The sequence below is a fragment of the Enterococcus sp. DIV1368d genome, from assembly GCF_050542975.1.
Lineage (GTDB): Bacteria > Bacillota > Bacilli > Lactobacillales > Enterococcaceae > Enterococcus_D > Enterococcus_D casseliflavus.
Map to the genome: position 1 here is coordinate 3,253,540 of NZ_CP172939.1, position 12,824 is coordinate 3,266,363.

Sequence of the window (12,824 nt, forward strand, 5' to 3'; positions counted from 1 at the left end):
AATTCAAATGAAAGCAAAATGAGAAGCCCTCCACCTAGGTGCAGTATGAGCCAATTTCCATATGTATAATTATTAAATTTTCTGTTTAAAAAATTAGAAAATGGTCTTCACCAATTTTTCTCTCTAGCCCCATTTTGCGGACTTTCCTACAAAAAAAACACATGCAAGCATTTCTCTTGCATGTGTTTCAGCTTCTATTCTAAGGAAGGTTTTCGCTTAGCCGCGTAAACGTTCCACATCGCGAGCGATCATTAATTCCTCATCTGTTGGGATCAAAAGTACTTTGACTTTTGACTCTTCAGTTGAGATCACTAATTCTTCGCCGCGTTTTGCATTTTGATCGGCATCTAATTCGCAACCAAACCAAGTCATGCCTTTGATAACTTCGCTGCGGACGTGGGCATCATTTTCACCGATACCAGCAGTAAAGACGATCGCATCGACACCGTTCATGGTTGTGACATAGCCACCGATGTATTTACGGATGCGGTCAGTAAAGACGTCATAAGCAACTTTGACTTCTTCTTTGTCGTAGTTTGCTTCTAGATCACGCATGTCGCTGGAAATACCAGTTAAGCCTAATAAACCAGATTTTTTGTTTAAAACATCCACCATTTCATCGATATTCAAATCTAATTTTTCCATTAAGTAAGGCAAAACAGCAGGATCGATGTCACCTGAACGTGTGCCCATCGTTACACCAGCTAATGGCGTGAAGCCCATTGATGTATCTACTGATTTTCCGCCGTCAACCGCAGTGATCGACGCACCGTTCCCTAGATGGCAAGTGATGATTTTTAATTCTTCGATTGGTTTACCTAACATTTCTGCTGCACGCTCAGAAACATAACGGTGGCTTGTACCGTGGAAGCCGTATTTACGTACTTTAAATTCGTTATAGTACTCTAATGGCAAGCTGTATAGGTAATTGTGTTTTGGCATCGTTGCATGGAAAGAAGTATCAAAAACAGCGACACTGATGATTTCTGGCAAGATTTTTTTGAAAGCAGTGATCCCCATCAAGTTTGCTGGGTTGTGTAATGGCGCAAATTCAGCCAATGCTTGGATGCGTTCCATCACTTCGTCTGTGATCACAACTGAATCAGGGAAATCTTCTCCGCCGTGAACGACGCGGTGACCGACGCCAGTGATTTCATCATAGGCACCTAAAATGTTTAATTCGATCAGTTGATCCAATAACATTTTTACAGCTACTTCGTGATCGTTGATGTCGATGATTTGTTCGAATTTTTGATCTTCCCCATATTTGATGGTAAAGATAGAATCTTTCAAACCGATTCGTTCAACGATTCCTTTAGCGACAACTGTTTCCTCTGGCATTTGATATAATTGCCATTTTAAACTTGAACTTCCAGCATTGATTGCGATTGTTTTTGACATGATGATCTCCTTATCCGAATTATATTACAGATTTGCTGCTTTCCAAGCCGCAAATTGTTCAAAAAGTTTTGTGATGTTCTTTGGTTCTTTCAGTGAGGCTAGCTTGACCAGCAAGACTTCGTCTGCTTGTTTGCTTGTCCCTCCATGGTTTTGTAAAAGCAAAATACTTTTACGTGAATGTTCATTTTTAAAGAGTTCTTCAGGAAGCTGAATCATTCCTTGCAAATAAACCTTTTCTTTCAGCCATTTTTTCAAAAATTCACTCTGTTCCGTTTCCAAGAAGTTGCTTGGTACTAAGAACAAACCGTAACCGCCAGCTTTGACATAGTTCATCGCTTGTTCCATCAACAAATGATGGGCGTAACTGTGCCCTTCTGGAGCCGCCGTAATGAAGCTGCGGGCTTTGTCATCTTGTGGGTAATAGCCCACCGGTAGATCGCTGATCGCCAGATCCATCGGTTCGATCAAAAGCTCTTGCAAGCCATCTTGATGGAACAAATGCAAGGGCGCTTTGGTCCATTCGCCAGTCGCAGCTGCGATCGCCAACAAGGTTTCGTCAATATCCACACCGGTTCCTTCTACTGGACGCTTCGCTAATTGCAGATTCAGCAAGACTGTCAATAAGAGATTCCCCATGCCTACCGATAAATCAAGAAGTTTCACTGGTTGGTCGGCACTACTCAACTGCTCGATCAAATAGACGAATAAAAACCCAAGACTATCTGGTGTCAGTTGGTGATTGGCCTGCAGGCGCTCCGTTTGGCTGCCTTTCAACAAAGCCAACTGCGCAAGCTTGCGTTTTTCTTCTGCCGATAGTTCCATTGCTCGAATTTCTTGATAGATGGTTTCTAAACGAGCAGCAGTTGCTTCATCTGGTACCCCATCGATCACGCGAACTTGGTATTGATCAACAAAATTTTCGATCGTCTCTACGTAAGCATCAAAAAAAGACGTTTCCAATGCGTTTTGAAGCAGTTGGATCGCTTCAACGGTCAAATGAAAAGACGTTTCCATTTTTTCTGCGGACATCTTGCACCTCTTTTCAAAACTATAACAACATATATACCTGTTTAATTTTAGCCGATTCATCCAAAATAATCAATCGCTTTCGTTTAGAATAATTTGTGAAGCTGTAAACATTCTTTTTCTATTTCTGTATGAAAAAGGATGGTCGAAACAACCATCCTTTTCCTGTACTATTCTTCTTGGTCATCTGTGTCTATTTCAGGCTCTTCTTCGGGTAACAAAAAGGCAAATGTAAAGCGGCGGCTTTTGACATGGCACTCGATCTGTAAGAGTTGTCCTTGCCGTTCATAGGTCAACTTTCCTACATTATAAAGTCGTGACCCTTGATCTGCCAATTCGTTTTGCAAGAATTCCGCATGAAACAGTTCGCTCATGATGCGGGCTTCATAGGTTTCAATGGTTTTTGTATAAAAAAGGGCTGTTGTGCGGCTGTTTTCTAACACTAGCAATAACATCAAGCTCAACAGCTGCACAAACAACAATGCTGTGAGTAAAATACCGCCTTTATGCCGCCTCTTGTGTGTGAATTTTCCATTGTCCAATTTTCTGCTCTCCATTCTCAAAGGAAACGGTAAAGCGGATCGCTGCGCCAATTTTCTCAAAAGACACATCCGTTACTTCTGTCAATAGTGGTTGATACCCATTGTTGTCCCGCTTTCGCAGCACGCGATTGATGCGATCGATGGTGACCGAATTGTTTTGACTACTTCGCAAATACAGTGTGGTCTCACTGACCGATAGATAGGTACAGGTACTTAATTCCCGTTCCAGCTGAAACAAAAACACATGCCATTCTTGATCTTTGCGAGCCATGATCTGCTGATTGACGGGTGCGAGGTGCTTGACGATCCCGCTGATCAGCAATAAGCAGATCGCCAATACCCATAAAGACAACAGACACTCCAACAAAGTAAAGCCTTTACTCTTCATACACGATCTCCCAGAGCTGTTCACAGCTTTGGATGCGTGCCTGTTGATGCTGCGCTGCTTGCCAAAAGCGAACTTGATAGACTGCCTGACGCTGCGTCGTGTAGGTAATGGTTGACGCATCAAAAGAGTGGTTCTGGACTTCTTCATACAGCACCCGCAGCATTTGGGCTTTTTCTTGCAATGCCGCACTTTGCGTCAGTGAAGCGGTCTGCATTGCTAAAAACAGTAACACACAAGTTGCCAACACCCCAAAGCCAATCAGGCTTTCTGCTAAGATGAACCCACTATTCAACGATTTTTTCATAACGGCCACTCCCAAATAAAAACTTATAGCTGATGGTTTGCTTTTTCTCCTGCCAATAGAAAATGATCCTTCGCAGACTGCTGTTGTTGCCGGATTGACTACTAAAAAGAATATCGGGAAACGCCTGCATCGCTAGTTGAGGAGGAACGTCGATCTTGGTGACTGGCTCAGTTGCAGCGCCGTAAAATGAAACAGTTGGTGTTGGCTCTGCTTGATAGATTGCTCGGGTTTGTGTGTTATCGATGATGGCCGATTGCTGCAAGGTATAGAGTCCTTTTTCTAAGCGAGCACAAAAGCCGAAAACTTCCGCAGATCGTTGATAGTACTCGATGGCCACGACGGGGAAAAAGAGAAAGAGACTACTGACCAAGAGTACCAAGAGACTTTCCATCAAGGTAAACCCAGAAAATCCCCTAGTGCCATTGTTCTCACTTTCCCTGCTCATAAATCGCATATTGTTCCTCAGATACATACCCTTCTGCAATCAATTCTTCTTTCGAAGGCACCCGATCTTCATTTAGACGAAAGAGTTCGATCTGGGTTTCCACTACTTTCACGATCGCCGCATTTCCTTTCTCATCAATGATTCCTCTTTGATTGGCAAGATTTGGGACAAACAACAAAACCAAAATACTGATCACTAATAAAACGACTAGCATTTCAACCAATGTAAAGCCTTTTTTGACACGCCAAATCCCCCGCTTGCGAGGAGATACTACTTTCTTTTCTATCATTCGATCACTCCTTGGATATTTCCATAGATTGGTAAAAACATAGCGGCATAGATCCCAACGATCATTAAAGCAACCAACAAAAAAATCAGAGGCTGAACCCAGTGAATGGCTTTTTCGATTCGTTGAAACAAGCGTTCCATCAATAATTGACTGTATAAAAAAAGCTCTTCTCCTAACTTTCCTCGTACTTCTCCTTGAAAGACGATCAAAGAAAATTCGGGTGTGAGAAACGAGAAATGACGAAGTTTTTCTGGGAGTTCGCCCCCAAGTGTCAAGGTCACTCGCAGTTCTCGTGCTAATTCTTGGATCAAGGTAGCTTTATTGGTGTGCTCCATACACTCGATGATCTGTTGGATATCTAACCCTTGCTGAAACAACTTGCCCCATTCCAATGCGAAAAAACTCGTGTGATAACTCGTGTACAATGCTCCGAACAATGGCAGGTGGCTGAAAAACACAGCTTTTTGCAAGGCAGTGCGGCGGGCAAACACCCAGCGGCTGATCACAAAAATCAGCACACTTAACAACAAGAAGAGGATAAGTACTGCTGGTGCCCAAGTGATGGCGCGAATGCCCCAATGACCTTCGTCGATCATGCCAGAGGCTAGCAATTGGGGCAATAAAAAGCGGTGCATCCCAAAAAGCGCAGCTAGTAAAAAGACCAGTAACAAAAGCGGATAGGCAGCTACTTTGTACAGCAGCTGTTTTTGCTTGTTGACCAATTTATGGTAGTCGACCATCCGCCGCAAGGTCGCCGTGAGATCCCCATGCCTTTCTGCTAAATGAAGCTGACTTTTTTCAGTAGCCGATAACGACAACGGCGCTACCGCTGCTGCAAAGCTTTGCCCTTGGGCGAGATGGACAATTAGCTGTTCGATCACAGGTTCAGAAAACTGGCGGCTGCGCAGCAGCACTTGGAGGCTTTCTTGTAGGGAAAAGCCACTCTCCAATAACACCGTGAAGGTGACTAAGAGGGCTTCAGTTGCACGGCGTGGTAGCTGGAGCTTCTTTTTCATAAACTTCATCGCTGATCCACCCACTTTCTTTCACTTGTTTTAATACCTGCTGCCACTGTTTTTCCACTTGCCCCTCATAAAAGTGATATGCCAGCAATCCATGAGGTTCATTCGCTTCATTTGGCAACAATCGCTGATAAATGATCCCTTGCAGCGCATGTGCCAGACGATCGTCTGTCCCGAGCAATTCCAGCAGCCGCGTCTTGGTTTCTGCTACACCTCGGGCATGGATCGTGGCAAATACTCGGTGACCTGTCAGAGCGGCTCGTACAGCGGCTTGCGCCGTTTCTTTGTTACGAATCTCGCCAATCAAAAGCAGGTCTGGACGATGCCGCAAGGACAAGCGAATCAATTCATCATAGTCTTGTTCGATCTTCAAATTGGTTTGCAGCTGTAAAAAGCGCGGCTCCTCAATCTCCACAGGATCTTCGATGGTAATGATTTGCCCCTTGGTTGCCCGAGCTAATTGATACATGAGGGTCGATTTCCCTGAGCCAGTGGGGCCAGAAAACAAATACAGCCCTCTTTGTTTGGTTGCCTGTTGGATCTGCTGGACGTCTTCTGCAAAAAAATAGCGCAGATGCTCCTGAGTCAAAGGATAAAGAAACCGCATCACGAGACTTTCACGCCCTTGGTAATCACCGACTGTGGAGATGCGCAGCCGCTGCAGCTGATCGCCTAACGGATAACTGACTGCTCCTAACTGAGCTTTGCGTCGTTCTCCCACCTCCATTCCTCCTAAAAATTTGAAGCGAGTGATCAGCTGCTGGGCTTCTTCGTTGGTCAGTACTTGATAGGTCTTTCTGAGATAGCTTTTACTGAAAATCACCTCCATCTGTGTACCGCTCGGCAAAATGGCCAGATCCTGCATGCGTTCTTGTCTGCCATAATGAATCAACTCATCTGAGAATGCTTGAATATCCACGACTTATCCCTCCTAAAAAGAAATACGCAAGCCTTTTGAGAATAGAAAAAAAAGACGAAGCAAATTTGCTTCGTCTTTCGTCACTTCTTTATTCCTGCGGGTCTTTTGCCACAAATTGGGCTTCCACCCGATAGATTCGCTGCCCGCGGCTTGAGAATTTTTCTTCATATTCCGTCATGATATTGTTCTCAAAGGTACTGTTATGCAGGTCCAACCAAACTTGTTTGATGATCATGCCATATTGAGAAAAGCTCGCTAAGGAATACTCAAACAATCCTTGGTTGTCCGTTTTGAAATGGATTTCGCCATTAGGTCGTAAAATTTGCTCGTCCACCGCTAAAAAGGCTTTAGAAGTCAAACGGCGCTTCTCATGCTTCTTCTTAGGCCATGGATCAGAAAAATTCAAATAGATCTGGTCTACTTCATTGTCTTCAAAATAGTTGGTCAAAGCCGAACCATCCACATGCAGCAGCTGCAAGTTTGGGATCTCCTGCTCGATCATTTTATCCAATGCGATCGAAACGACACTGATCTGCATCTCTACCCCAATATAATTGATTTCGGGATGAGCTTTCGCCATTTCCGTAATAAATTGACCTTTTCCCATGCCGATCTCGATGTGTAGCGGATGATCATTGCCAAAGCGTTCATGCCAACGCCCTTTCCATTCGGTAGGCTCTGCAACGACGTATTGTGGATGAGCTTCAATCAGCTCTTTTGCACCTGCACGTTTTCTTACTCTCATGTTTCTTCCTTTCCGAAAAAACAAGATGGAACCAAATTGCCTCGCTCCATCTTCTCTTCATTCACTATAAATTCGTTTTAATTGTAAAATCTCTGCATTCATGGCTTTGTAATCGCCCCGCAGATAATATTTTTTGACCTCTTGCAGCATACTCAACAATGCATACCAATAAATTTTTTCGATCACTTCGCTGCTGCTATGGATACCGTAGCGCACCAGCCAATGGGACCAGCTGGATAGCGGCACATAGTGACCTAAAATAGTCCCGATATCGATTGCTGGATCTGCAAACATCACGGAATCCCAATCGACTAAATACAAATAGTTTTGACAAACCAGCCAATTTCGATAATTGACATCGCCATGGACGACCGCGGCTTTTTGCTCGTCAAAAGCTGGAATATTGGCTTTTAAATACTCGGTGACCAAATGAATAAAACGGTTTTGAGCCACCGCAGAAGGCAGCTGATCTTGATAATCCATCAGCATTTGTTCAGGCGATCTGACTTGTCCGCCGATTTTGCTTAGCATCTGTGCCAGCGTTTTTGAATGATGCAAGTGATACAACACATCAATGACGTCATTTCTTTGGCCGATCTCATCGGGATCTAAGACCCGTCCATCCAGCCATTCTTGTGCGGAGAGCGTATCCCCATTTCCCGTCCGTTTCGTCCAGACGAGTTTGGGTGCAATGCCCTCTTTAGAGAGTGCCGCAAGCATCGGGGTCGTATTTCGTTTGATAAAGACTTTGTCGTTGTCCTTGAGCCCGATATAGGCTTTCCCGGTGTCGCCTTTGATCGGCCGCATACGCCAATCTTGATCCAAGCGAATATCCATCCTAGCTTCTCTCCTTATTTCGCAGTACCTCTTATTCTAGCTTCCTAAAGGGTTGCCGTCAAGCGCATATGCGTTCGCTTTTTGTAAGAGAGGTTTCCTGAGGATCAGGCGTGCATTTTCTTTAATCGCCCTGGCAAGTAGATGCCTAAAAAAAGACCCGCAAAGAGGAAGAAGCCCACAAAAGCGATGCCCCCTTGCCAAACAACGGGCAAGCGCCAGCAACAGATCACGCCGAAAAAAACAGTCGTCACAAGCAAAAGTGACCCGATAATTTTTTTGATTGCTGCGGCTTTTTGTTTTTCTGGCACGGGATACAAATGGGTCAAAACCATGTATTGAAATTCATTGATCAAAGGGATCAGTTGGAAACCGATCAGATAAAGAAACAAGCAGCCAATCAGCAGACTGATCCAAAGCTCATCGACAAAGAATAAGACGAAGCCACCAATCAAGGATAAACGAACATAAAGACCGCCGTATTGCCCACCACGAATCACTCGGCGCAAGTAAAGATAAAGATACGTATTGCTTTGGGCTGGTTTGATCTTTGCCAGCAACCAGTCGAGGTATTTGCGCCGTTTGGCTTCCGTCGTGATTTGGGGAACATCTGTAAACAAGTTGATAAACCGATAGATCCGTAATAAGCGTGATTGCTCAGCTTGGATCATATAGTCCCAATCCAAGAGCTGACGATTAGATTTCACGCCAAAGAGGAACCAGATTGCTTGGAGGATGCTGATCACCAACCCTAGCCAAGGTGCTACATAAATACTGGCAAGTGTGGCAGCTAACGCACTGGCGAACCAGATTCCTCGCTGCTGTTTGACTTGCTGATGTGTTTCTTGATACAACCGAATCCGCTGCAGTGAAAGATCCCCCAGTTTTAACAGCCACATCATTCCTAAAAAGAAGGGAAAGGAAGCAAATGTACTGTTTGCTGTGACCACGACTAAAGGCATCGTTGCTCCTACGGCTAAAAATAAGACCCCAAAGGGCAGCCAGAGGGAATAACGCAGGGCTTGACTGAGGTAACTTCTCATTTGCCCTTCTTTGGCTAACAGAAAAATCAAATCTGCCGGTTTCGTCAGTGTCGCTAAGCGTCCCAGCGGTAAAACGAAGAGCCAAACAGCGACCACGATGATGCCGCCTAATGGAAACGGCCGCGGCAATGTTTTTAGCAATTCTGAATAATACAGCCCCAGACCTCCCACTAAGAAGGTGCTGATCAAAGCAAAATGATCATTGAAGACATAGCGCAAATAGCGTGTCATCTGTTTTTGATGCCGCTGTAAGCGTTGCGAGAAAAACTGCTTCATGCTTGACTCTCCTTTGTCAGTGCGAGGTACAGATCATCAAGGGAGGCTTCTGGTGCTTGAAATTGGCTTCTTAGCTGCGCCAATGTCCCTTGTGCGCGGATCTCACCGTTATGCAGTAGGATGAATTTGTCACAATACTTCTCTGCGGTTGCTAAAATGTGGGTGGACATCAAAATTGATGCCCCGGTTTGTTTCATCTCATTCATCAGTTCCAATAACGCATTGATCGCTAAAGGATCTAATCCTAGAAAAGGTTCATCAATGATGTAGACGCTTGGCTCAATCAAAAAGGCACACAGCACCATGACTTTTTGTTTCATCCCTTTTGAGAAGTTTGCTGGGAACCAATCGAGTTTGTTTTCTAAGCGAAAGGTTTTTAACAAACGCTCCGCTCGCTTCATGGCTTCTTCTTGCGGAAGATCATAGGCCATCGCTGTCACTTCAATGTGCTCTCTTAAGGTCAATTCTTCATATAAAGATGGGGTTTCGGGAATATACCCGATTTGTTTGCGGTATTGCTCTGGGTTCTCCTTCAAGGTCAAGCCGTCGATCGTGATCGTCCCGCTGTGAGGTTGCAGTAACCCGATGATTTCTTTGATCGTCGTACTCTTCCCCGCCCCATTCAAGCCAATCAGACCAACGAGCTCACCATCGCCGATCGTAAAATCAATATTTTTTAAGACTGGCAGCTGGTTATAACCGCCTGTCACATTTGCTACTTGTAAAGTCATTCTTTTCCTCCGATTCGCCTAATTACGGCTTTCTGTCAACGTAGGCTCTTTTTTTCAATCCGCTAGCAAAACCGTTGCTTATTTTTCTTTATTCGTGACTTGTAAGATAAATTCGTTTTCTCCCACTGTAATGGTTTCTTGCGGCAATTCTTGGCTGCCAAAGCGTTCTTGCCACAGTTGTGCATCACTCGCTGGAAAAATGACCATTTGGATCGCACCGGCGGCAAGACGGGTGGTAAAGGCTTGAACAGCAGCAGGTTCAGCATAGGAAACCAGACTGATCCTCAACTCTTCTTTTTGATACCCTTGGTCGATCGCCCAGGTCTCAACGGCTGTCTCTAATTCACTTTGGACCGTAGGGTCCATCACTGTTTCAGTGACGATGGCGGCATTGACTACTTCTTCTTTTGGGCGCGTTAGCGAATAGGTGATCGAACCTGCGAACACCACAAAAAGCGTGATCGCAATCAACCATTCTTTATAGGCATAAGCCAAGTAGCGGAGCTTCGCTGAAGTCGTTGTTTTTTTCTGTAAGGTTTCTTTGATGATTGGTTTCATAGGTTCCTTCTTTCCAATTGATTTCTGATATTAAGTCTAGGGTTGTTGGAATCTAAATGCAAGCGTTTCTCGCTCGCTTTTCGCATTTCTTTAAAAAAGCGCCTTTGTTGAAGGAACAGTTGCCTTGTTCCGACTTTTTCAAAGAGGAAACCAGACGAAAAAAAGCAAAATATGGTAAAGTAGAGGTAATAGATCAAGGAGGTTTTTTTACAATGGAAAATTGTATTTTTTGTAAAATCAACAATCGTGAGATCCCTAGCTACAAAGTCTACGAGGATGAGCAAGTTTATGCCTTTTTAGATATTTCCCAAGTCACCCCTGGTCATACATTGGTGATTCCCAAAACCCATGTGACGGATATTTTTGAGTACGATGAAACGTTGGCAGCAGCGGTTTTTGCCCGCATCCCTAAGATTGCTCGGGCGATCGAAAAAGCATTCCCTGAGATCGAAGGCTTAAATATCATCAACAACAATAAAGAATTGGCGTACCAATCGGTCTTCCATTCCCATGTCCATTTGATTCCTCGTTACAGCAAAGACGATGATTTCAAGATCCATTTTGGCAATCACGCAGACAATTACACGGGGGAAGAACTAGCGGCAATCGCCGAAAAAATTGGAAAGCAGGTGGACTAAATGATCGGCAATTTTCTTAAAGGACTATTATTCGGGTCCATCGCCGGCGGCTTAGGCGGTTTGCTTTTTGCACCGAAAAGCGGCAATGAAACCCGTGAAGAATTGATTCGCTATTTAGATGACACGACAGAAGCGACCTTAGAATTCAATGACAGCGTCAAACAGCTAAAAGATGCCGTAATGGTGACCCGCAAAACGATCGACGAAACGATCCCTGTTGTTACGGAGTCTTTCACGAAAGATTTGGAAGCCTTCAAATTCCAAGCCCAACCGCGCCTTGCTCGGATCAAGACCCAAATGGAGCAATTGAATCAACACATCACGACGATTCAAGCCCAAAGCGCAGAGGATAACAAACAAATCGAAAATTTGTAGTTTTTATGAATTTTGTTTGAAACATCCACTGTTTTCTTCCCAACCATTTCTAGAAGTGGTATAGTAGGTGCAGTGATTATTATGAATCTTTTTAGAATTAGGAGTGCTTAAACGAATGAAGAAAAAATTACTTTTAGTAGCAGTCAGTGCAATGAGTCTTTTTGCATTAGCGGCTTGTGGAAACTCAAGTGAGGAAATCGCAACAATGAAGGGCGGTAAAATCACTGTTCAAGATTTTTATGACAAAGCAAAAACAAGTTCAGAAAACCAACAAGCGTTGCGTCAAATGATCGTCTTAAAAGTCTTTAATGAAAAATACGGCGATGACGTGACTGAAGAAATGATCGACGAACAATTCAACAACGTGGCTGAACAATACGGCGGTAGTGATTCTTTTGAATCAACCTTGACTGCTTCTGGTTATACGGTGAAATCTTACCGTGCAGAATTGAAAGAACAGCTTTCTTTAACAGAAGGGTTAAAAGCCAACATGGATATTACTGATGAAGAAATGAAAACTGCTTGGGATTCTTTCCACCCAGAAGTAGAAGCACAAATCATCAAAGTAGCAAGTGAAGATGATGCCAAAGATGTCTTAGAAGAAGCGAAAAAAGATGATGCTGACTTTGGCGAAATCGCTAAAGAAAAATCAACGGATGCGGCAACAAAAGAAGATGGCGGAACGATCAAATTTGATTCAACGTCAACTGCTGTGCCAAACGAAGTGAAAACAGCCGCTTTTGATTTAAAAGATGGTGAAATCTCTGAAGTGATCTCTGCAACCAACACGTCGACTTATACGACGGAATACTATATCGTGAAAATGGTGAAAAACCAAGACAAAGGCAACGATATGGATAAATACAAAGATGAATTGACGGAAATTGCTCAAAACACGTTGTTGAATGATTCAACCTTTGTGGCAGCAACGATCGGTCAAGAATTGCAAGCAGCCAACGTGAAAATGAAAGACTCTGACTTAGCAGACTTGCTTTCTGATTACATCACAGCTGCCGAAACAGAAGATTCAACTGCTGACTCTTCTGCAACGGATGCAACAGACAGCTCTGCAGCAGATTCTTCTGCTACTGAGGCAACCGATGATTCTACTGCAACAAGTGAAAGTGCTACAGATTCTTCTGCTGAATAAACAAAAAAAAGAAGTGCCGTCATAGCGGTGCTTCTTTTTTTGTGCCGATTAGATTTCTATCTACGATCCAACTGCTTTTCCAGCAGCTAAAAAAGCCACGCTAAGCAAGCCTAGCGTGGTTTTTATTCTTTCTATCAT

At 43.9% G+C, this 12,824-nt stretch carries 17 protein-coding genes; 3 read left to right on the forward strand and 14 right to left on the reverse strand.

All coding sequences use genetic code 11. The annotated features are described in order from the left end of the window. Positions 1 to 216: 216 nt before the first annotated feature. From IGJ44_RS15310 to IGJ44_RS15375, 14 genes are all read right to left on the reverse strand, one after another. The gene (locus IGJ44_RS15310; protein WP_005233419.1) at positions 217 to 1,401 is read right to left on the reverse strand and encodes an acetate/propionate family kinase; all 1,185 of its coding nucleotides are present in this window, start codon (positions 1,399 to 1,401) and stop codon (positions 217 to 219) included. Between the two features lie 24 nt (positions 1,402 to 1,425). Then, positions 1,426 to 2,430, reverse strand: coding sequence for a class I SAM-dependent methyltransferase (locus IGJ44_RS15315; protein ID WP_074536190.1), 1,005 nt, complete (start codon positions 2,428 to 2,430; stop codon positions 1,426 to 1,428). Positions 2,431 to 2,597: 167 nt separating this feature from the next. Further along, positions 2,598 to 2,969, reverse strand: a complete 372-nt coding sequence (gene comGG / locus IGJ44_RS15320; protein WP_240934946.1) for a competence type IV pilus minor pilin ComGG — start codon at positions 2,967 to 2,969, stop codon at positions 2,598 to 2,600. Then, the gene (gene comGF, locus IGJ44_RS15325) at positions 2,932 to 3,357 is read right to left on the reverse strand and encodes a competence type IV pilus minor pilin ComGF (RefSeq protein WP_005227741.1); all 426 of its coding nucleotides are present in this window, start codon (positions 3,355 to 3,357) and stop codon (positions 2,932 to 2,934) included. The genes comGG and comGF overlap by 38 nt, the downstream gene beginning before the upstream one ends. Next, positions 3,347 to 3,661: a hypothetical protein gene (locus tag IGJ44_RS15330; RefSeq protein ID WP_015510481.1), complete on the reverse strand. Its 315-nt coding sequence runs from the start codon at positions 3,659 to 3,661 to the stop codon at positions 3,347 to 3,349. The genes comGF and IGJ44_RS15330 overlap by 11 nt, the downstream gene beginning before the upstream one ends. Then, positions 3,642 to 4,115 carry a competence type IV pilus minor pilin ComGD gene (gene comGD, locus IGJ44_RS15335; RefSeq protein WP_034857584.1) on the reverse strand — a complete coding sequence of 158 codons (474 nt, stop codon included), beginning with the start codon at positions 4,113 to 4,115 and terminating at the stop codon, positions 3,642 to 3,644. Before comGD ends, IGJ44_RS15330 begins: the two co-directional genes overlap by 20 nt. Beyond that, the gene (gene comGC / locus IGJ44_RS15340) at positions 4,090 to 4,395 is read right to left on the reverse strand and encodes a competence type IV pilus major pilin ComGC (protein WP_074536192.1); all 306 of its coding nucleotides are present in this window, start codon (positions 4,393 to 4,395) and stop codon (positions 4,090 to 4,092) included. Before comGC ends, comGD begins: the two co-directional genes overlap by 26 nt. Beyond that, positions 4,392 to 5,420, reverse strand: coding sequence for a competence type IV pilus assembly protein ComGB (comGB, locus tag IGJ44_RS15345; protein ID WP_430605925.1), 1,029 nt, complete (start codon positions 5,418 to 5,420; stop codon positions 4,392 to 4,394). Before comGB ends, comGC begins: the two co-directional genes overlap by 4 nt. After that, on the reverse strand, positions 5,374 to 6,336 hold the full coding sequence (comGA, locus tag IGJ44_RS15350; protein ID WP_005227732.1) for a competence type IV pilus ATPase ComGA: 963 nt from the start codon (positions 6,334 to 6,336) through the stop codon (positions 5,374 to 5,376). Before comGA ends, comGB begins: the two co-directional genes overlap by 47 nt. Positions 6,337 to 6,424: 88 nt before the next feature. Further along, on the reverse strand, positions 6,425 to 7,081 hold the full coding sequence (trmB, locus tag IGJ44_RS15355) for a tRNA (guanosine(46)-N7)-methyltransferase TrmB (RefSeq protein WP_015510485.1): 657 nt from the start codon (positions 7,079 to 7,081) through the stop codon (positions 6,425 to 6,427). A 57-nt stretch (positions 7,082 to 7,138) separates the two neighbouring features. Continuing rightward, entirely contained in the window at positions 7,139 to 7,918 is a 780-nt protein-coding gene (locus IGJ44_RS15360) for a phosphotransferase family protein (RefSeq protein WP_005227730.1), read from the reverse strand. Between the two features lie 104 nt (positions 7,919 to 8,022). Further along, entirely contained in the window at positions 8,023 to 9,234 is a 1,212-nt protein-coding gene (locus IGJ44_RS15365; protein ID WP_005227729.1) for an ABC transporter permease, read from the reverse strand. After that, complete coding sequence (locus IGJ44_RS15370) at positions 9,231 to 9,965, reverse strand: ABC transporter ATP-binding protein (RefSeq protein ID WP_005227728.1); 735 nt, start codon at positions 9,963 to 9,965, stop codon at positions 9,231 to 9,233. The genes IGJ44_RS15365 and IGJ44_RS15370 overlap by 4 nt, the downstream gene beginning before the upstream one ends. 78 nt (positions 9,966 to 10,043) lie before the next feature. Then, positions 10,044 to 10,523 (reverse strand): hypothetical protein, encoded by a 480-nt coding sequence (locus IGJ44_RS15375; RefSeq protein ID WP_074536196.1) that lies wholly within the window; start codon positions 10,521 to 10,523, stop codon positions 10,044 to 10,046. Between the two features lie 212 nt (positions 10,524 to 10,735). On the opposite strand from IGJ44_RS15375, the gene IGJ44_RS15380 reads away from it, so the two are divergent. The 3 genes from IGJ44_RS15380 to IGJ44_RS15390 all read left to right on the forward strand — a co-directional run bounded on the left by IGJ44_RS15380 (position 10,736) and on the right by IGJ44_RS15390 (position 12,686). Further along, positions 10,736 to 11,161, forward strand: a complete 426-nt coding sequence (locus IGJ44_RS15380; protein ID WP_005227719.1) for an HIT family protein — start codon at positions 10,736 to 10,738, stop codon at positions 11,159 to 11,161. After that, positions 11,162 to 11,536, forward strand: coding sequence for a YtxH domain-containing protein (locus IGJ44_RS15385; protein WP_074536200.1), 375 nt, complete (start codon positions 11,162 to 11,164; stop codon positions 11,534 to 11,536). A gap of 115 nt (positions 11,537 to 11,651) precedes the next feature. After that, entirely contained in the window at positions 11,652 to 12,686 is a 1,035-nt protein-coding gene (locus tag IGJ44_RS15390; RefSeq protein WP_074536202.1) for a peptidylprolyl isomerase, read from the forward strand. Positions 12,687 to 12,824: the final 138 nt, after the last annotated feature.

What these genes read in the sequence shown, in the direction of transcription:
- IGJ44_RS15310 (WP_005233419.1), bottom strand. Translation starts at nt 1,401, where the DNA reads ATGTCAAAAACAATCGCAATCAATGCTGGAAGTTCAAGTTTAAAATGG.
- IGJ44_RS15315 (WP_074536190.1), bottom strand. Translation starts at nt 2,430, where the DNA reads ATGTCCGCAGAAAAAATGGAAACGTCTTTTCATTTGACCGTTGAAGCG.
- comGF (WP_005227741.1), bottom strand. Translation starts at nt 3,357, where the DNA reads ATGAAGAGTAAAGGCTTTACTTTGTTGGAGTGTCTGTTGTCTTTATGG.
- IGJ44_RS15330 (WP_015510481.1), bottom strand. Translation starts at nt 3,661, where the DNA reads ATGAAAAAATCGTTGAATAGTGGGTTCATCTTAGCAGAAAGCCTGATT.
- comGD (WP_034857584.1), bottom strand. Translation starts at nt 4,115, where the DNA reads ATGCGATTTATGAGCAGGGAAAGTGAGAACAATGGCACTAGGGGATTT.
- comGC (WP_074536192.1), bottom strand. Translation starts at nt 4,395, where the DNA reads ATGATAGAAAAGAAAGTAGTATCTCCTCGCAAGCGGGGGATTTGGCGT.
- comGB (WP_430605925.1), bottom strand. Translation starts at nt 5,420, where the DNA reads ATGAAGTTTATGAAAAAGAAGCTCCAGCTACCACGCCGTGCAACTGAA.
- trmB (WP_015510485.1), bottom strand. Translation starts at nt 7,081, where the DNA reads ATGAGAGTAAGAAAACGTGCAGGTGCAAAAGAGCTGATTGAAGCTCAT.
- IGJ44_RS15360 (WP_005227730.1), bottom strand. Translation starts at nt 7,918, where the DNA reads ATGGATATTCGCTTGGATCAAGATTGGCGTATGCGGCCGATCAAAGGC.
- IGJ44_RS15365 (WP_005227729.1), bottom strand. Translation starts at nt 9,234, where the DNA reads ATGAAGCAGTTTTTCTCGCAACGCTTACAGCGGCATCAAAAACAGATG.
- IGJ44_RS15370 (WP_005227728.1), bottom strand. Translation starts at nt 9,965, where the DNA reads ATGACTTTACAAGTAGCAAATGTGACAGGCGGTTATAACCAGCTGCCA.
- IGJ44_RS15375 (WP_074536196.1), bottom strand. Translation starts at nt 10,523, where the DNA reads ATGAAACCAATCATCAAAGAAACCTTACAGAAAAAAACAACGACTTCA.
- IGJ44_RS15380 (WP_005227719.1), top strand. Translation starts at nt 10,736, where the DNA reads ATGGAAAATTGTATTTTTTGTAAAATCAACAATCGTGAGATCCCTAGC.
- IGJ44_RS15385 (WP_074536200.1), top strand. Translation starts at nt 11,162, where the DNA reads ATGATCGGCAATTTTCTTAAAGGACTATTATTCGGGTCCATCGCCGGC.
- IGJ44_RS15390 (WP_074536202.1), top strand. Translation starts at nt 11,652, where the DNA reads ATGAAGAAAAAATTACTTTTAGTAGCAGTCAGTGCAATGAGTCTTTTT.